Here is a 19232-nt window from a genome sequence, read left to right as displayed (position 1 = left end):
AGCATTGATATCAAAAGTAGGTGTGGTCATAAATCATCTCTTTTTGGTATAGCTTAAAGAAATGACACAGAAATTTGAACACTACCCAGATTAGTCTTGAAGACACTCCCTATTACCATTGCTATAGCCGCATTGTTCGGCGTGCATTTTTGTGTGGCGATGATGATTACTCAGGTAAAGATTTTCAGGAGCCTATAGACATAACCGTTAAAATAATCGCAGTCTCCAAAGACGGAGGTCGAAGCGAGCCACAATATTTAAAAGTAACTCACAATGGTGTGAAAAAGCCTTGGTGGCAATTGTGGTAGGTACAGCAGCGACGCTCACCGAGGTTCGCGCGCGTGCGCTCATAGTTAGTTTTTTGTAGAGCTGGAGCTTAGTATATGTTTAATAAGTTTATTTTTGCGCTAGGAATTATTGTGTCACTTATTGGTTGTAGTGCAACAGGACCTAAGTTTACTGAAACTGAAGCACCAGAGGTAAATAAGGCTAAAGTGTATTTTTATCGTCCTTGGGCTATGTTAGATGGCGCTGCAGCGCCTGTGGTGCAGATAAATGGCGTAGATAGTTTTGAGATAGGTAATGGTGGCTTCCACGTATTAGACCTTAATCCAGGCAATACAATAATTGCAGTTAAAGAGGGTGGCTTTATGTCCAACTGGCGTGCCGGGCCCTTACAGATATCTTTCGATGCACAAGCCAATAACACTTATTTTGTTCGCTTAACTGCGTCTCTTGATAACGCAGCTTATATTGGGGGCGTAGCCAGTATTTCTGGTAACTACTCGCTTGGATTGGTTAATCCAGAAACCGCCAAGCAAGAACTGCGTGAAACTAAGAAAAACTAACAAGGCAAGTCAGCATCGCACCTTCGGTGCTGGACTCGCTAACGCTCGCCGCAGCTTGCGGCGTTAAGCTATAGAAATTTTTATCCGAAACTCTTAATTTAGAGTTAAAATCCTAACTCATTTATGTCCAAAAGCGTGCAGTGTGTCTCCTTAAAACCTACAGGCTACGCAAATGCCAAATAGGTGAGCCATGGTGATTAGCGAGACGACCGTCCGCCCCATGGCCGCTCTTTGGCATCCATGCCATCGCGGCATTCGTGAATCCATTCACATCAGACGGGCGGTCGAGCATCCACGGATGATGGGATGGACACCTCTTGTGAAGTAGGCGTCATTTACGCCATATTGAATTTGCACGTTCAATAACAACAAAAGGTGTCCAAAATGAAAGTTACACTAATAGGAATTGATCTCGCAAAAAATATCTTCCAAGTCTGTGGGGTAAATCAAGCAGGCAAGAGTGTTTTTAACCGTTCGATTAAACGTGCTCAGCTCCTGACTTTTCTGCGTACTTACCCTTATGCCACTATTGCGATGGAAGCCTGCAGTGGCTCTAACTATTGGGGCAGAGAGTTACTTTCTCTCGGGCATGACGTCAAACTGATCCCGCCTCAGCATGTTAAGCCATTTGTCAAAGGCAATAAGAACGATCGCAATGATGCCTTCGCTATCTGTGAGGCGGCGCAGAGACCGAACATGATTTTCGTCCAGCCGAGAACCTTACCGCAGGTTGATATCATCATTACCCACAGAATTCGCGAGCGCCGGATCAGAATACGCACTGCACTAACCAATCAAATCAGAGGTTTACTAAGTGAATATGGAATAGCCCTCCCTAAAGGACGTAATCCATTGAATCTTTTACTGCCGGAATTACTTGAGGATGCCAGTAATCAACTCACTACGATTGCACGCCAATACATGCGTGAGCTGATGGAAGAGTTGCGTGCGATCAACGTTGCAATAGGTTCGCTGGAAAAAGACATCAAACTGCAGGCAAGAACGCACCCAGATGCCAAGCGACTGATGGGTATAAGAGGCGTTGCAGAAATCATTGCCACTGCCGCGGTGTCATTTGCCGGAGATGGCTCAGGCTATCATGGTGCTCGGCATTTTTCTGCAAATTTAGGACTGGTTCCTAAAGAGTTTTCCAGTGGGGGAAAACAAAAATTGGGCGGCATAACCAAGCGAGGTAACAGCTATCTGCGGCGGCAACTGATCCAGGGAGCTTGGTCGATTATTCGCTATGCAAGTAAGAGTAATGACAGGATCTCCGTATGGGCCTTAAAGGTGATTGAGCGGCGAGGTAAACAGAAAGCAGCAGTAGCAATTGCAAATAAATTGGCGCGGATCATCTGGGCTATGCTGTTTCATCGCAGCGAATATCGGCCTTGTTAATATGTAAAAATCGAGTATTAAACTCACCCCAAAAACACGACTACAGATAATGAAGTAACAGGTAATACCGGCCTTTGCAGATGCTGAGAGAGTACAAGGAGCATATGACTCCGGACGGACGATAAGCAGCAAAGGCGCGGTTCTCATTAAGGCCAGAGAACAAAGATTCTCACAAATAGGTCGGATATACGTACGCAGTATTACTTTCTGTTACTCAAAAAGTGGTTGATCTATTCGAGGTGTCCATATAGGACTTGCTGCGTGTCGGTGAGTGAACACATGGCAAGCCTGCGTTAGTGGATATCAGCCAACGAATCTAATCAGATTGCCATAACTTTGATAATGCTATTACTCACCTTTAGCGCATTAAATATAAAATATTGTTTTAACAAAGAAAATTATCCACACAAGATATCAATGCTCTCCCCCTAGTGCCCTTTCAGTATAAAAACGCCACCTTCTGGTGGCGTTTTGCTTATTGATAACCCTAAAACAGAGGATTACTCATCATCGGCTTTATATTCGACATAGGCTTCGCCTTTACTGAGCCAAGCTGGCGCGGGTTTACCTTTAAGATAATGGTCGAAGAACTCCATCATTCGAATGCTGTAATCGAGTTTGTTGGGGTACTTTTTCAGATGATGCGGCTCATCTTCATATTGCAAAAATACGACCTCTTTACCCGCACGACGCATGGCCAAATACATTTCGACGCCCTGCTCCCAAGGCACAGCATCGTCCTTATCACCAAACATGATCATCAGAGGCGTTTGAATGCGATCGGCATAGAACACCGGTGAATTTTCAATGTATTTTTGCGGTGCAGCAAACAAACTTGCACCAATACGACTCTGCCCAGTCTCATACTGGAACTGGCGTGCGATCCCGGTGCCGTGGCGAATACCGCTGTAGGCGCTGGTCATATTGGCAACCGGTGCCCCCGCTACCGCGGCCTTAAACATCTTAGTTTGGGTGATGGCAAAGGCAGTTTGATAACCACTCCAAGAATGCCCTTGTAGACCAATGGCATCGGGATCGGCAATCCCCATCTCAATCAGCTTTTGTACGCCGGATGTGAGCGCTTGTACCGAACTCGCCCCTGGGTAACCAATATCAAAGCGAATATCCGGCAGGAATACCGCATAACCATTATTGATGTACCAGGCAAAATTAGGTCTATGATTGACCTTCATCTGCGGGAAGGCATGCAGTCTATCCGTCATAAAGCGATAGTAATACACCAACACAGGAACGCGTTTGCCCGCTTGATAATCGGTCGGCTTGATCAACACGCCATCTAACGGTTTACCATCGCCATTCGTCCAATGAACTAACTCGGCTTTGCTCCAGTTAAAGGCTTGGCGCTGTTTATCCAAGTCGGTTTGTTTAACTGCATTTTGCGGAACGCTATAGTTGGCCGTATATAAGTCAGGGAATAGGTCAAAACGCTCCTTAGAAAACATGATAGTGTCGGCATCTTTACTGCGTCCAAGCACGGTCAGCTTATACTCACCTTGCATCAACGTCTTCACGCCCGCTTCACCTAAGGTCGCTTGGTAGAAACCATCGGCCTTAGTTTTATCACTATAACCGTGGAGTAACACAGTGGCGTTATAGGCAAGCTCGGTCGGCACATCGGGATTATCCACTAAGCCTTCGAGGCGATATTGGATTTTTTGTGCACGTCCTTGACCCGCGGTTAGCGCAAATCCGGCCTTAGATTCGGTATTAAACTGCCAGACATCGTATTTATCGTAAACTAAGAAACCCGCATCATCCTTAAGCCAAGGGCCAAAACCATAGCCCGGTGCATTAGAGGGATAATCATGGTCTTCATCGGCAAAACTGACACTTAAGGATTGGGTTAGATTGGAGCGCCGTCCTAGTGCAACATCATAAAGATAGACGTTACCTTGTTGATAATAAACAACATATTTACCATTCCCCGACAGACTCGGTAGCTCATCACTGGGCTGCTGGGTCAAAAATGGCACCTTACGGCCCGTATTGAGATCCACAAGGTAATAGTCTTGGAAAAAACCCGCCCAGGTTGCCATTTTACGATAAGGCAAATCGGAACTTGCCAGCATAAAACGCTTATGCTGCGACAGTGTCACATCGGGCACAGTCTTATCGCCGAGCTGCACCACATTGTTTGAGCCTAAATGCAATACGGCGAGATAAGTGCGTTTTTGCTCATCCTCGTATTGTTTGATTTCATTGGGTTTAATCCGTGGATCATCACCATGCCACACCTTAATCCCGCGCTGACCTGTGACGATATTGGCGTCGAACAGATCTTTCTCTTCAGTAATTTTCGCCAAACTAAGCTGCTGACTCACCTCGGGTACACGGCCAAAAAATAGTCGCTCACTGTCCAGAGAGAAGTTCAAGCTGGCGTAACGGTTGAGCGTCCACTCTGTGGAATTGGGCACACGGCGGATTTTGCCAGAGGCTAACTCCACAACACTTAACTGATAACTGCGGCCATAGGGCAATTCGCTCGCATCACCCTGGGTAAAGGCCAGCCAGCGACCATTTTTAGCCAGTGCTAAGGCACCGACTTGTTGAGTCTGAGATTCAAATGCTGTTGATTTTTTGTAGTCTTTCAAATCAATCAGTTGCAATTGATGTTGCTTTGCTTCGATATCATTAACCGCGACGGCCAGGCGGCGACTGTCTTTATCGAAGTAATAGGCGGTCACATGCTCTAGATCCACTCGCTGCGATGGCGAAGACAAATTCACTAAGCTAAAACGACGGCCTTGGTCGAACTTATCGACCTTCACCTTCTCGGTTTTGGGCTTGTCATCCGCAGTGGCAGCGGCTTCAGCTTTGTCCTTAGCGTCTTTATTGGCTTCTTCGTCGGCTTCAAACCAAATCGCTAAGTGTTCACCATCGTCGCTAAAGACAAATTCCTTTACCCGCTCAAATTTGGTTTGCGTGCCAGTTTGGGTGTCGAGCAGCACCATATCGGCCTTAAGCTTTTTCTTCGCTTTAGCATCACTGGTTTCGACTTTGAGTAAACTGGGTTTGACTGCCATCGCCACATAGCGACCAGTATGGCTGACGATAGGATCTGAGCCGCCATCTATCTGAAAACTTTGCCCCGTTTGCAGATTTTTAACCAAACCATAGCTATCACCACGGTCGGGGGCAGCCTCGACCGCAATCACTTGACCTTTGTCAGCGATAACCGGCTTTTCGATGGATTCAAAATGCATAATGTCTGTTAAGGTAAGCGGCTTAGTGCTGGTTTCTGCCTGCACGACTGGCAATATACCGAGGGATAACAGCACCAAAGATGTGATAGGTAATAACTTCAATGTCTTCCTCTTTTATATATTTGTTAGACTAAAGTAGACTTTTTTAACGGTTAGCTCTCCATCATCGTTATAACCCAGTATTTTTACAAGTTATACCACACAAAAAATCGTGATATCGCTCACTATTCCCTGTGAAGTTTGACCAAAGATGGTTAAAATAATAGCCAGAAAAAATACCAAATTCATAGTCATGTTACCCGGCTATCGCTGGGGCAGACAATTGCAGTAACGACGAACCGTGGAAGGACTTCTCCATGTCAAAAAGAACGATAACCGTAATTCCAGGTGATGGAATTGGCCCAAGTATTATTGATTCTGCCTTAAAAATTCTTGATAAAGCAGGTTGTGATTTTGAATATGAATTTGCCGATGCTGGCCTCACCGCGCTCGAAAAGCAAGGCGAGCTATTGCCACAACGCACTTTAGAGCTTATCGAAAAAAACCGTATCACCCTTAAAGGTCCACTGACTACGCCAGTTGGTGAAGGTTTTACTTCTATCAACGTGACCCTACGTAAGAAATTTGGCTTATACGCTAACGTACGTCCAGTGCTGTCTTTTAAAGGCACCCAAGCCCGCTACGAAAATATCGATATCATCACAGTCCGTGAAAACACCGAAGGCATGTACTCTGGCCACGGTCAAAAAGTGTCTGACGATGGGTTAACGGCAGAAGCGACCAGTATCGTCACTCGCCAAGGTGCAGAGCAAATCGCCACCTTCGCCTACGAACTGGCCCGCAAAGAAAATCGTAAGAAAGTCACTATCGTGCACAAAGCCAACATCATGAAGTCAACTTCAGGTCTGTTCCTGAAAGTGGCCCGTGAAGTGAGCCTGCGTTACCCAGACATCAAGACAGAAGAAATGATCGTCGATGCAACCTGTATGAAGTTAGTGATGAACCCAGAAAACTTCGATGTGATCGTCACCACCAACCTGTTCGGTGACATTCTATCGGATCTGTGTGCTGGCCTCGTAGGCGGTCTAGGCATGGCACCGGGGGCTAACATTGGCCGTGATGCAGCAATTTTCGAAGCGGTTCACGGCAGCGCACCCGATATCGCTGGCAAAAACCTTGCGAACCCAACGTCGGTGATTTTAGCGTCTATCCAGATGCTGGAATATTTAGGCATGGCTGACAAAGCGGAGCAGATCCGTAAAGCGGTATCGGCAGTGATCGAAGAAGGCGACCGTACTACTCGCGATTTAGGCGGCACCCACGGCACGACCGATTTTACCCAAGCGGTACTCGATCGCCTGTGATCATCGCCTGTATATTAGTGTGCTTAAGCTAACCGCTTTACATTAAGGTAGCCCAATAAAAAAGCCCCGAAGAATATTCGGGGCTTTTTGTTAAGTAATCATCGCCTTATACCACAAGCAGCAATCACCTTATACTACAATCAGGATCAGTTCCAAGCCGTATTAGGGCGCAGCCATAAATGCACTGTCACCTCATCTCTGTCATGGTAGAGGTGTTTACACTGCACCTTAAACTCAGTGATCCCGTTTTCCTTTAGAATGGTCTGCATGGTCTCAAGGATCGCCGTGACTTCTTTATAACGGCTCTTCATCGGTAATTTAAGGTTAAAAATCGCCTCCTTAAACCAACCATTAATCGCCCACGCTTCAATCAGTTCGGCTACGCGCGCAGGCTTTTCAACCATGTCACACACTAACCAATAGATATTCTTGCGCTGGGGCTCGAAACGAAAACCGTCTTCGCGGTAATGTTTTACTTGGCCCGTCTCCATCAGTTTTTCATCCATGGGGCCATTATCGACCGCCGAGACAAACATGCCGCGGCGCACCAGTTGGTAGGTCCAGCCACCGGGGCAAGCGCCTAAGTCCACGGCATTCATACCACTGCGAATACGCTCTTCTTGTTCTTCCTTAGGCACAAACTGGCCGAAGGCTTCATCGAGTTTCAAACTAGAGCGGCTCGGTGCATCCGCCGCCATTTTAAGGCGCGGGATCCCCATAAAATGTGGTGAACTGTTATTGCTGTAGGAATAGCCCACATAGGCACGGCCTGGCCCGACAAAACACACGTGGATAATTGGACGCTTGGGATTTTCCTGGGCGAGCAAACTACCGGACTTTTTCAAATGTTGGCGTAGGGGCACTGTAAACTTACGGCAAAATGCCGAAAGCTCTTTCGCTTCGTTAGTGTCAGGCGTTTCAACCCGCACTTCACCCGCTTTGCTGACGTCACTGAGCGCCGCAACGATTGGGCCGATACGGTCATTTTCAGGCAAATCGGCGAGCAACTCACTCGCTGCAAACATTTGACGGGCGAAAATCAATGAATCTAATGGAAGCTGCTTGGCTAAAATATCCGCCGCGCCCTCTTCAAAACACTGGTATACGACATAGGCGTCGTTATTATTGGCCTTAACGAAGCCACCGACATTGAGCTCACCGGCTCGCTGTTGAATTTCTGCTGCACATTCTTTTTCAAAGCCGGCGCGGCAAAATAAAAATAGGTTTTTCATGGGGATCCCTGAGAAATCCAAGCCAAAGCACTGGCTGACTATCGATTTGGGCGCCAGTATACCAATTTCAATCTACAAATGCCCTATTTGCCGTCTACCACTTTGTGACGCCATACCGCAGCGGCAAATAATAACCAGCCGAGTAAGAAGCAACCGCCGCCCATAGGCGTGATAGGGCCAAGCCATTTAGTCCCAAATAATGCCAGTCCGTATAGCGAGCCAGAAAACAGCACTATGCCGGCAATAAACAAATAGGCCGACCAATCCAATAAACGTGAGGTTAACCATTGGCCCGAGAAAGCAACCATGATTAAGGCGAAGGTATGGTAGAAATGGTATTGCACCCCAAGATTAAATACGTCAATTAAATCCGGTGGTGCGACCGCCTTTAAACCGTGGGCACCAAAAGCCCCTAAGGCGACGGCTAAAAATCCGCTCAGTGCGGCGAGTAATAATAGACCTTTACGCATTTCAATCTCCAAATGGAATGGGCTTAATTCATTCAACATTCATTCGCTCAACATTAAGCTAACCAATAAAATCGCTAGATAAACCAATGGCACGTGCAAGGTTAGCCGCTTCAGTGGTGCCTGACGATTTTCTTGGGACAAAACTATGATCGCCGTCGGGTAACCAGCCGAACTGGATAGTATCGTTCAGTGGCCAAGTGGGTATTTGGGTTTTATTCCCAAACTTATCCCGCTCGCCCTGTAACACGAGCACCGGGACTTGGCATTCATTTAGTGGTGCCAATCTCGGCTCGCCGCCATTAAGGGGAATAAAGGGATAACCTAAACAAATCACCCTGTCGATCCGACTTGCAAGGCGAGTGTCGCAGGCCAGTAGCGCCGCCATACGACCGCCCATGGATTTGCCCATCAATACCACGCGTTTTACCTGCGGCTCTGCATGTGCTAGTTCGAGCATTTCTGCAAAGCAAGCGAGCAGTTTAGGCGCCCTATCGGGAGGACGCCTCTTGCCATCGGCCGCATTGGCTTGCATATAGGGGAAATTAAAGCGCATGACTTGGTAGCCCTTGGCCACCAATCCTGACGCCATCGAGCGCATAAATTCAGAATCCCGGTTGGCCCCAGCGCCATGGGCCAATAAAATCAATGTGTCACTTGGCGCGCCTTCAATCAAATATACGGGATTATCCTGGCAACAACTCACTACGGGACTCCTCGGCAAACATATCTAACATCCATTCACGAAATGCGACGACCTTTCCCAGCTCCGCATGATTTTGCTGGCACACTAGATAGTAAGCGTCTTTACTGACTAACACTTCTTGAAATGGACACACAAGTCGCCCCGCTTTGATGTCAGGGCGAGCGAGCACACTGTACCCTAACGCCACGCCTTGGCCATGGGCCGCCGCCTGCAATACGAGGGAGGAATGACTAAAAATCGGCCCTTGGTTCACATTGATATCGTTAATGCCACATTGCCTAAACCATGCCTGCCAGTCGTGGCGGCTCATATCGTGCAGCAGGGTGTGATATTTTAAATCTTCCGGCTTTGAAAGCGGCTTAGGTCCATTGAGTAACATAGGCGAGCATACAGGGATAAGCACTTCATTACGTAGCTTGTCGGCCCGTAAGCCTGGCCAATTACCTAAACCGTAGTAAATCGCCACATCCACATCATCGGTCAAAGAGCTGGCCTCGGTATCAACGGCTTTAATCCGCACGTCAATATCGGGATTTTTTTCACTAAACTTAGCCAAACGTGGCACCAACCACTGGATAGCAAAACTCGGAGACATACTCACAGTCAATGAACCAATGGCACTGCGGGCTAAAAGTCTGTCGGTGGCGTCGGCCAATTGGGTGAAGATATCTTTAATATCGAGAAAATAACTCTGCCCCTCTTCGGTCAACAGCAAAGAACGGTTTTTTCGGCGAAATAATTTTAATCCGAGAAAGTCTTCCAACGCCTTAATTTGATGGCTCACTGCAGCCTGAGTCACAAACAGTTCTTCAGCCGCACGAGTAAAGCTCAAGTGCCGTGCGGCGGCTTCAAATGCTTTAACCGCATTAAGTGGTGGTAATCGTCTTGACATAGTGATCTCTATCTCAATTTTTAATTAGTTTTTCTAATCCGTATTGTTACATTTAATCGTTTGTAAAGGCCAGCGTTTTTGGTTAAATTTTGCGCCAATGAAACACCTAGGTTGGACAATCTCGACAACGATAATGGGAATGTCTGACAGCGTTATTTTGTCAGCCCGGAGGCGACTATGTTCAATTTAAAATCTGCATTTGCGTTAATGTTAGTCTCAGCACTCAGTGTTAATGTCAATGCCAATGTACTCGTTGACGAAATCGTCATCGATACCACAGACTTACAGGCAAGTATCAATGCCGACTTAACCGCAGCCATGGATAAGATGCAGCAGGAAGAGTTACAAGCTCCGACCATACTGATTGCAGAAGAAGGCAAAGTTCCAAGCCAGCAAGTGGTAAAAGTAGAGCAATAATCTAACCCTGTAGCAACTAGGCGGGCATGTTTAACAAGAAAGCCGCAAATATTGCGGCTTTTTCGTTTTTACATTCACCAAAGACGCTTATCAATCAAGCGATTAGTGGTCTTTACCTATGGACGGTAGACTTTGACGTTAGTGTAGCCTTGCTCGATTAAATACAGCGCCTGCAATTTACTCATCACCCCACGTTCACAATACAGCAAATAGGTTTTCTGTTTGTCGAGGTCGGCAAACTGAGTCGCCAACTTGAAGAATGGAATGCGTTTAATCTCAACCCCTTCGATTTGAAGCGGTTTATTTTCCTCTTCCTCTGGAGCGCGGATATCAATCACAACCTCATTGGTATCGTCGATGGCAACCACGGTTTCCGTTTCTGTTATCCGAGTATCCATTTGCTCTGCAATCTCCCTAATATCGATAACGACGGCCTGCGCAACAATCTGATCGATCAGATCCGCCGAAAATTTCTGTTCTTCGGCCTCAACCTTCGCCAGTACCGCCTTCACTGTCGGCTTTTGCGAAATCACGCCGCAGTATTCCGGCATGGATTTAGCAAAATCTTCAGTACCAATTCTGCGACTCTCATTGATAATGTCCTGCTTATCCATAGCAATCAAGGGACGAAGAATGAGCAGTTCGGTACAACGGTCGATCACATTAAGGTTTGTTAGGGTTTGGCTCGATACTTGGCCTAGGCTTTCGCCCGTGACTAAAGCTTGGATGCCCATACGATCGGCGATGCGCGCCGCGGTGCGCATCATCATACGTTTGAGCACGACACCCATTTGACCATTATCGATTTTCTCTAAAATCTCGGCGACCACAGGTTCGAAGGGCACAGAAATAAATTTCACCTTGTGGGATTCACCGTAGGTTTTCCACAAATGATACGCAACCTGTTTTACGCCAATTTCGTGCTGCGCGCCGCCTAAATTAAAGAAGCAGTAATGGGTGCGAGCACCCTTCTTGATAAATTGATAGCTGGAAACGCCCGAGTCAAAGCCGCCAGAAATCAAGGACAACACATCTTCTTGGGTTGCCATAGGGAAACCACCTAAACCTTCGATGCGTTTAGTCACCATGTAAAGTTTATCGCGTTCAATCTCAAGATTGACCGTCACTTCAGGATTTTTTAAACGTACGCCCAATGCATCGGTAAATTGATTTAAACCGCCGCCCACATAACGTTCAACTTCGATGGAGTTAAAATCATGGTCACCGGTGCGCTTCACCCGCACACAAAAGGTTTTACCGGCAATTTGCTCACGGTAAACGGGCAGCACTTGCTGATAAATATCATCCACAGAGGTAAAACTATACTCATCAACCTGAACGACATGGGCAATACCAGGGATACATGCCAAGCGCTCACCAAAGGCCTGCGCTAACTCAGGTTTATCCTTAGGTACCATCACCATAATACGGTCCCATTGACGCTGCACTTTGGCATCTTCATCAACTTTTTTGAGCACATTACGGATGTTGGTTTCGAGCATTTTGGTGAAGCGCATCCGTACTGGTTTGCTCTTCATCATGATTTCTGGGTATAGCTTTACAATAAACTTCATGGGATTTCCGCGGGCAATTTTGAATACAGCAAAATTGGTTAAAATAATAATCGGAGGATTATAACAAACTCACCGCGATTGGCGCACCTGTTTCCATTCTCAAGCGGCACAGGGTGTGCGTTTATGCACAAGTAAACGGATAGGCAAAGGACGGTAAAAAAAAGCCGCGAAGGTATCACGGCTTGATATTGGCGAAACTAATTCTATTTATCCACCTGAATTTCTTGAGATTCTTTTGCCTTGCCTTGCTCAATAGCAATTTCCACTCGGCGGTTACGGGCCCGGTTCTCCGCTGAATTATTTGGCACTATGGGGTTGTTAGATGCCATACCTACCACTTTCATCCGTTTAGGATCAAAACCTTTGACCTGCAATAACACACTGGCAACGGCAACGGCACGCTTGCTAGAGAGATCCCAGTTAGAGCTATAAAGCTCATCACTTATTTGCATATCATCGGTGTAACCCGATACGGTAATGATCCCTGGCACATCTTTTAACAACTCACCCACGGCATAAACCACAGGTTTAAATTTGGGCTGAAGGAAGCCAGAACCTGAGGCAAATGAGCCTTTCTCGCGGATCCGGATAATAATCTGTTGGCCTAAAGACTCAATCTCAATCGCACCATCGGTGATCTCTTTATTAAGCTCCTGGGCCATTTTTTTCACTTGCTGATTGATCTTATCCTGGGCAGCGGCGGCTTCAGCTTTGACTGCATCGGCGGTTTCCTGGGCCGTAGCACTCGCCTCGCCTCCCCTTTGGGAGCCACTCTGTTGCTGTACACCACCGGCGCTATCGTCTTCACCCGCTTGGTAATCCAAGACAGGCTCGGTCATTTCATTGGTTTGTTGGTTGATAATTTCAATCGGGGTGGGATCGGGACGGCCAGGCCTAAACTCCAGTGCAATTACCGATGTCCCCTTAGGAATATCTTTCACTTCGACCTTGTTCTGTACCCCAAACGCATATTTCATCGAGCCTGCGATCTGCTTAAACTTCATCACATCCATTTCAGAAAACGATAGCAGCAGCACGAAAAAGCACATCAACAGCGACATTAAGTCGGCAAATGTTGCCAACCAGAGCGGGGCTCCCGGCGGTGGACAATTGCACTTAGCCTTAGCCATCGGCTACTCTCCGTCCGTTGTATCGACTTTCCGCTGTTTTTCAGCTAGGTAGTTTTTCAAGAAACCTTCAATTACCCGTGGGTTTTGTCCATCTTGAATAGCCAACACCGCATCCATGATCAAATTGCGGTTCAGCATTTCTTCGCCCATACGCAGGGTGAGTTTATCGGCGATGGGAATACACACCATGTTGGCAACCACTGCACCATATAGCGTGGTTAACAGAGCCACCGCCATCGAAGGGCCAATGGATTTAGGGTCAGACATATTCGATAGCATTGCCACTAAACCGACGAGTGTACCTATCATCCCCATCGCAGGGCCAACATCCCCAAAAGCTCTGAAAATGGCGATACCATTACGGTGGCGCTCTTCGGTTAAAGCGATGTCTTTTTCGAGAGCGGCTCGCACCACTTCGCCGTCATGGCCATCAACCAGCATATCGACGGCTTTTTGCATAAAACTATTGGTAATTTGCGCTTCTTCTAGCGCGAGAAAACCGCCTTTACGGGCGGCATCGGCCATAGTCACGGATTGTTCGATAAGATCATCTGGCTTATCAATCTTAAACATAAAAGCTTTCATCGCGATTTTAACCGCACCGAAAAACTGTTTGAGATTGAACTTCATCATCACAACGAAGAAAGAACCACCAAATACGATAAAAATCGAAGGCACGTCAATGAAGATCATCAAACCGCCGCTGGTCGCCATCGCCCAAAGGATAAAACCAAAGGCTCCCACTAATCCAATTAATGTAGCTAAATCCACAACGGCTCCTCAATATTGGGTATAAACAACATCATACTGACTCTATGAGTAAAATTACACTCGTGTTATTTGCGTTAACATAACACTGCGGTATTTACGTGAGCCTTATCAGTTATGCAAAAATCATCTAAAACGCGGTTATCCTATTGTCAGTTATCGGACAAGCACTAAGCAAGTTTAGCGACTATTTATATTTTCTGAAAAAAATTCAGCAACAAAGCGTGCTATTGAGCAAATATCCGCCGTCTGAATTTGACCCTTGCGCCGCCCTGATATACCTTGTGTCCGCTCTTTCAAAGGAATTATTAACGTGGCGAAGAAACCCGAAAACCTTAGTTTTGAAGAATCCCTAGCTGAACTCGAACGCATTGTGGCCGAGTTAGAACAGGGCGACGTCTCCCTCGATGACGCGTTAAAACAATTTGAACGCGGTATTAATCTCGTGCGTAATAGCCAAGCTAAGCTCGAACAAGCCCAACAAAAAGTGGCCATTTTACTGAAGCCGGATGAAAATGCGCCCCTCTCCCCCTATGTCATTGAGGGTGAATAAGCGTGTTAGTCAGTGCCATACAAACATATCAACTACGGGTTGATAACCAATTAAAACAGCGTTTTAGTACACTCGAAGATACCGCCCCTCAATTAAAGGCCGCCATGATCCATGGCGCACTCCTTGGCGGTAAACGGATCCGCCCCTTTCTTGTTTACAGTGTTGGGCAGATGTTTGGGGTCGAGCTTGAAAAATTAGATGCCTGCGCCGCAGCCATTGAGTGCATCCATGCCTATTCCTTAATCCATGACGATTTACCCGCCATGGATGATGATGCCCTTCGCCGCGGTCAACCCACAGTGCATATCGCCTTCGATGAAGCTACCGCAATTCTTGCCGGGGATGCGCTGCAAACCTTAGCCTTTGAAATTGTTACTGAAGCGGTTCCGAGTATCAGCAACGAGCAACATATCGCTATGGTCCGGGCATTGGCAAAAGCATCGGGGTATCGGGGTATGTGTGGCGGCCAAGCGATAGACTTAGCCTCAACCGATAAAAAAATTGATCTTATGGCCTTAACTCAGCTACACAATATGAAAACGGGTGCACTTATCAGTTGCGCCGTTGAGTTAGCCTTGATTGCCGCCAATGCGCCTAAAGATCAATATCAGGCTATGATGGAATTTGCCCATGCGGTAGGGCTTGCCTTCCAAGTGCAGGACGATATTCTGGATATTATTGCCACCACGGAAGAACTCGGCAAGCCCCAGGGCTCGGACGCAGAATCGAATAAGAGTACTTTTCCGCAACTGCTTGGACTACAAGGTGCTAAAGACACCGCAGCGCAACTGATCCAAGAGGCACTATCAGCGCTGGCTAAATTGCCATACAATAGCCAGTTAATTGCAGACTTCGCCCGCTATATTATTGAGCGAAGAATATAATAAGAGACGAAGTATCTCGCTATGAGTTTGGACATTTCTCAGTTTCCCGTATTGGCACAGGCCAATACTCCTAATGAACTCCGCCAACTTCCTCAGGCCCTATTACCACAGGTAGCCGATGAATTACGGGAGTTCCTTCTTAAGTCTGTCGGCATGTCCAGTGGACATTTTGCCTCTGGCCTAGGTACGGTCGAATTAACCGTTGCCGTGCATTATGTCTACAACACCCCATTCGATCGTTTAATTTGGGATGTAGGCCATCAAGCCTATCCCCATAAAATTCTCACCGGTCGCCGGGATAAAATGCATACCATCAGGCAAAAAAATGGTTTGCACCCCTTCCCTTGGCGTGAAGAAAGTGAATACGACACCTTCAGCGTGGGGCATTCGGGGACGTCGATCAGCGCCGCGCTGGCGATGGCCGTTGCCGCAGAGAAAGAACAAGCGGGGCGCAAAGTCGTTGCCGTGATTGGTGATGGCGCTATGACAGGCGGCATGGTGTTCGAGGCCATGAACCACGCGGGCGATCTACACAACGATATGCTGGTGGTACTGAACGACAATGAAATGTCAATTTCTGAAAATGTCGGCGCCTTAAACAACCATTTAGCCCAACTGATGTCGGGGCGCTTATATACCACTCTGCGCGAAGGCGGCAAAAAAGTGCTCAAGGGTATGCCCGTCATCAAAGAAATGGCCAAACGCACCGAAGAACACCTCAAGGGTATGGTTGTACCTGGTACCCTCTTCGAAGAATTAGGCTTCAACTATATAGGCCCCATTGATGGCCACGATGTGGAGGCTTTGGTCGAGACCCTGCGCAATATGCGTAATCTCAAGGGCCCACAGGTACTGCATATCATGACCAAAAAAGGTCGTGGTTATGAACCAGCAGAAAAAGACCCCATCGGCTGGCACGCCGTGCCTAAGTTTGACCCTTCACAGTTTAAAAAACCCGCGACTAAGCCTGGGCTACCGACCTTTTCCCAGGTATTTGGCAAGTGGTTGTGCGATATCGCCGAGCAGGATGAGAAAGTGCTCGGTATTACCCCTGCCATGCGTGAAGGTTCGGGCATGGTGGAGTTTTCCCAGCGCTTCCCGAAACAGTATTTCGATGCAGCCATTGCCGAGCAACACGCGGTGACACTCGGCGCAGGCTTTGCCTGTGAAGGTTATAAACCTGTGGTGGCGATTTACTCGACCTTCCTGCAACGGGCCTATGATCAGTTGATCCACGATGTTGCCCTGCAACGATTGCCCGTTTTATTCGCTATTGATCGCGGCGGTATTGTCGGTGCCGACGGCCCAACCCACCAAGGTGCGTTCGATTTAAGCTTTATGCGCTGCATCCCGAATATGGTGATTATGGCGCCATCGGATGAAAATGAATGTCGTCAGATGCTGTATACCGGTTATTGCTACGATGCTGGCCCAAGTGCGGTTCGCTATCCAAGGGGCAGCGCGACAGGAGCCACGCAGGTCGAGGCGATGACGGCACTGCCTATTGGCAAAGGGGAAATTAAGCGTATCGGCAAGCGTATTGCCATACTCAACTTTGGTACCACTTTAGCGGCGGCATTATCGGCGGCTGAAGATTTAGATGCCACTGTGGTCGATATGCGCTTTGTGAAACCGCTGGATGTGAATTTAGTCAAAGAGATGGCGCAAACCCACGATGTGCTGGTCACTGTGGAAGAAAACGCCATTATGGGCGGCGCTGGCTCTGGAGTATTAGAGCTTTTACAGAAACTTAAAATGCCTAAAGCTGTGCTGCAAATTGGCCTGCCCGATGAGTTTATTAAACATGGTTCGCCAGAAGAAGTGATCCACGACTTACAACTCGATGCCGAAGGCATGTTAGCGCAGATTAATGCCTATCTCGCCAATTAAGTGTGATGGGAGCTTGCTCCCTCTTAATGACGGAATAAGTTGCTAACTAGCTGCTAGTAAAATCGCAAAGTAAAAAGGACTGCATTAGCAGCCCTTTTTATATTATCTATTTCAGCAAAACCTAGGCTTCAATATCGCCTAAGCCTCAATATCAATCGTCGCACTTTCTTGGTTTGGGCCACCCTGTGACACCATTACCATGGCAGGACGTAGCAAGCGACTATTCAGCTCATAACCCTTTTGCATCACTAACATCACAGTATTCGCCGGAAATTCGGCACTTGGCTGCATGCCAATCGCTTGATGTTGATCGGGATTGAACGCTTGACCTTGGGGATCGATAGGTTTAACCCCAAATTTAGCCACGGAGGTTAATAAACCTTTTTGGGTTAGCTCCACTCCCTCATAGATGGCTTTGGTCGCTTCATCCTGCGGATTTGTGCCCTGTAGAGCGCGTTCCATGTTGTCCAACACGGGTAAGAGTTCATTGGCAAACTTCTCCAGTGCGAATTTGTTTGCCTTCTCCACATCCATTGCGGCACGGCGACGAATGTTATCCACTTCGGCTGCGGCACGTATCACTGAATCTTTCTGTTCTTCAACTTTCGCCAAAGCGTCAGCGAGTAACTGTTCCAGCTCTTCAATACGGAAATTGGCTTGGGTAAGCTCGTCAATCAGACTCGCTTCTTCGGTAGAGACTTCAGACTCTACACCCTCTTGGATCAGATCCTGTTCTGCTTTAATCGACTCGTTGCTCATTTTCACTCCAGCTAAAAATGCTTTGTTTCTAAATACTCTGGGCATATTATGGGGATCAATTTTGACGTTTCAAGGCCTAAGGCCAGATCTAGCATAAATATGACCACAAAGTTCCATACCATTGGCCTTATCGGCAAACCGCATCATCAAGGGACTAACCAAACCTTAAAACGTCTGCACCATTGGCTGACGATGCAAGGCTATGAAGTGTTAGCCGAAGAGCGAGTTGCCACCGAATTAGGTGCCAATATTGAAGCGGTAGATTTGCTGGAGATTGGTGAGCGCTGTGATTTAGCCATAGTCGTCGGTGGTGATGGTAATATGTTAGGGGCCGCTCGGGTATTGGCCCGTTTCGATGTGGGCGTGATCGGTGTCAACCGCGGCAATTTAGGCTTTTTAACGGATTTACCACCCGATGCCTTCGAAGAAGCGCTCGCTAAAGTGCTTGATGGTGAATTTGCAACCGAGCACAGATTCTTACTCGAGGCGGAAGTCTATCGCCACGGCATGCTCAAGGCGAGCAATACCGCGGTCAATGAAGCGGTGTTACATCCGGGTAAAATCGCCCATATGATTGAATTTGAAGTCTATATTGACGATCAATTTATGTACAGTCAGCGCGCCGATGGCATGATAGTGTCAACGCCTACTGGATCGACAGCCTATGCCCTCTCCGCTGGTGGCGCGATTCTAACACCGAATTTGCAAGCGCTGATCTTAGTACCTATGTTCCCGCACACTTTGTCGTGCCGCCCAATTGTGGTCGATGCCTGCAGTACAATTAAGATGGTGGTGTCGCCGGAAAATGGCGAGAACCTCGAGGTCAGCTGTGATGGTCATGTGCATTTGGCCGTGTTACCGGGCGATGAAATTATCGTACGTCGTAGCTCAGAACAATTACGGCTTATCCACCCTAAGGGGCATAATTATTTCCATGTTTTACGCACTAAATTAGGTTGGGGCAGTAAATTGTTCTAATACGAGTCCTATCGACTCACCCCTCGATAAAATCACTAGCGCTTTTTTTTACGGTTTTTTATGTAAACCACTTAATTATCGGAAATAAAATTACACAATTAACTTAATTTCATTAAGTGATCTTAGTCACGCTAGATTTAACATCCAA

The 19232-nt window shown here is 47.3% G+C and carries 17 protein-coding genes and 1 pseudogene; 9 read left to right on the top strand and 9 right to left on the bottom strand.

Translation table 11 applies throughout. The annotated features are described in order from the left end of the window. Nucleotides 1-74: 74 nt before the first annotated feature. From COW15_RS17915 to COW15_RS17905, 3 genes and pseudogenes are all read left to right on the top strand, one after another. A pseudogene (locus COW15_RS17915) lies at nucleotides 75-185 on the top strand (transposase); the annotation flags it as partial. Between the two features lie 198 nt (nucleotides 186-383). Continuing rightward, nucleotides 384-848: a DUF2846 domain-containing protein gene (locus COW15_RS17910; protein ID WP_293634608.1), complete on the top strand. Its 465-nt coding sequence runs from the start codon at nucleotides 384-386 to the stop codon at nucleotides 846-848. Nucleotides 849-1232: 384 nt separating this feature from the next. Next, entirely contained in the window at nucleotides 1233-2246 is a 1014-nt protein-coding gene (locus COW15_RS17905; RefSeq protein WP_293634606.1) for an IS110-like element ISShes7 family transposase, read from the top strand. A 500-nt stretch (nucleotides 2247-2746) separates the two neighbouring features. On the opposite strand, the gene COW15_RS17900 is transcribed toward COW15_RS17905, so the two are convergent. Continuing rightward, on the bottom strand, nucleotides 2747-5572 hold the full coding sequence (locus COW15_RS17900) for a prolyl oligopeptidase family serine peptidase (RefSeq protein ID WP_293634604.1): 2826 nt from the start codon (nucleotides 5570-5572) through the stop codon (nucleotides 2747-2749). A gap of 254 nt (nucleotides 5573-5826) precedes the next feature. On the opposite strand from COW15_RS17900, the gene COW15_RS17895 reads away from it, so the two are divergent. Beyond that, nucleotides 5827-6834, top strand: a complete 1008-nt coding sequence (locus COW15_RS17895) for an isocitrate dehydrogenase (RefSeq protein ID WP_007646592.1) — start codon at nucleotides 5827-5829, stop codon at nucleotides 6832-6834. Nucleotides 6835-6980: 146 nt separating this feature from the next. Here the strand turns inward: COW15_RS17895 and rlmM are convergent, their stop codons facing one another. The 4 genes from rlmM to COW15_RS17875 form a co-directional block, all read right to left on the bottom strand. Then, a complete protein-coding gene (gene rlmM, locus COW15_RS17890) occupies nucleotides 6981-8066 on the bottom strand; it encodes a 23S rRNA (cytidine(2498)-2'-O)-methyltransferase RlmM (protein ID WP_293634600.1) in 1086 nt (361 codons plus the stop codon). A gap of 83 nt (nucleotides 8067-8149) precedes the next feature. Beyond that, nucleotides 8150-8536, bottom strand: coding sequence for a DUF423 domain-containing protein (locus COW15_RS17885; protein WP_293634598.1), 387 nt, complete (start codon nucleotides 8534-8536; stop codon nucleotides 8150-8152). 58 nt (nucleotides 8537-8594) lie between these two features. After that, a complete protein-coding gene (locus COW15_RS17880; RefSeq protein ID WP_293634596.1) occupies nucleotides 8595-9239 on the bottom strand; it encodes an alpha/beta fold hydrolase in 645 nt (214 codons plus the stop codon). Then, nucleotides 9220-10131 (bottom strand): transcriptional regulator GcvA, encoded by a 912-nt coding sequence (locus tag COW15_RS17875; RefSeq protein ID WP_198782799.1) that lies wholly within the window; start codon nucleotides 10129-10131, stop codon nucleotides 9220-9222. The genes COW15_RS17880 and COW15_RS17875 overlap by 20 nt, the downstream gene beginning before the upstream one ends. Nucleotides 10132-10308: 177 nt before the next feature. Here COW15_RS17875 and COW15_RS17870 point away from each other — a divergent pair, with 177 nt between their 5' ends. Continuing rightward, a complete protein-coding gene (locus COW15_RS17870; protein WP_293634593.1) occupies nucleotides 10309-10548 on the top strand; it encodes a hypothetical protein in 240 nt (79 codons plus the stop codon). A gap of 116 nt (nucleotides 10549-10664) precedes the next feature. Here COW15_RS17870 and thiI read toward each other — a convergent pair whose 3' ends face one another. The 3 genes from thiI to pomA form a co-directional block, all read right to left on the bottom strand. Beyond that, nucleotides 10665-12122: a tRNA uracil 4-sulfurtransferase ThiI gene (thiI, locus tag COW15_RS17865; protein ID WP_293634591.1), complete on the bottom strand. Its 1458-nt coding sequence runs from the start codon at nucleotides 12120-12122 to the stop codon at nucleotides 10665-10667. A 203-nt stretch (nucleotides 12123-12325) separates the two neighbouring features. Continuing rightward, complete coding sequence (locus COW15_RS17860) at nucleotides 12326-13252, bottom strand: flagellar motor protein MotB (protein ID WP_293634589.1); 927 nt, start codon at nucleotides 13250-13252, stop codon at nucleotides 12326-12328. Nucleotides 13253-13255: 3 nt separating this feature from the next. Then, nucleotides 13256-14023, bottom strand: a complete 768-nt coding sequence (gene pomA, locus COW15_RS17855; protein WP_007646582.1) for a flagellar motor protein PomA — start codon at nucleotides 14021-14023, stop codon at nucleotides 13256-13258. 310 nt (nucleotides 14024-14333) lie between these two features. On the opposite strand from pomA, the gene xseB reads away from it, so the two are divergent. From xseB to dxs, 3 genes are read left to right on the top strand one after another with little or no spacing between them, the layout of a single operon-like run. Then, nucleotides 14334-14573: an exodeoxyribonuclease VII small subunit gene (gene xseB / locus COW15_RS17850; protein ID WP_293634585.1), complete on the top strand. Its 240-nt coding sequence runs from the start codon at nucleotides 14334-14336 to the stop codon at nucleotides 14571-14573. Between the two features lie 2 nt (nucleotides 14574-14575). Next, nucleotides 14576-15457: a (2E,6E)-farnesyl diphosphate synthase gene (gene ispA / locus COW15_RS17845; protein WP_293634583.1), complete on the top strand. Its 882-nt coding sequence runs from the start codon at nucleotides 14576-14578 to the stop codon at nucleotides 15455-15457. A gap of 21 nt (nucleotides 15458-15478) precedes the next feature. Beyond that, nucleotides 15479-17347: a 1-deoxy-D-xylulose-5-phosphate synthase gene (gene dxs, locus COW15_RS17840; protein WP_293634581.1), complete on the top strand. Its 1869-nt coding sequence runs from the start codon at nucleotides 15479-15481 to the stop codon at nucleotides 17345-17347. 138 nt (nucleotides 17348-17485) lie between these two features. Here dxs and grpE read toward each other — a convergent pair whose 3' ends face one another. Continuing rightward, entirely contained in the window at nucleotides 17486-18106 is a 621-nt protein-coding gene (grpE, locus tag COW15_RS17835) for a nucleotide exchange factor GrpE (protein ID WP_293634579.1), read from the bottom strand. Nucleotides 18107-18205: 99 nt separating this feature from the next. Between grpE and nadK the strand changes: the two genes are divergently transcribed. Next, on the top strand, nucleotides 18206-19084 hold the full coding sequence (gene nadK / locus COW15_RS17830; protein ID WP_293634577.1) for an NAD(+) kinase: 879 nt from the start codon (nucleotides 18206-18208) through the stop codon (nucleotides 19082-19084). The last annotated feature ends 148 nt before the right edge of the window (nucleotides 19085-19232 follow it).

It is taken from the genome of Shewanella sp. CG12_big_fil_rev_8_21_14_0_65_47_15 (genome assembly GCF_002783505.1).
In the GTDB taxonomy this organism is placed as follows: domain Bacteria; phylum Pseudomonadota; class Gammaproteobacteria; order Enterobacterales; family Shewanellaceae; genus Shewanella.
This window is presented reverse-complemented; position numbering and strand designations above follow the sequence as displayed.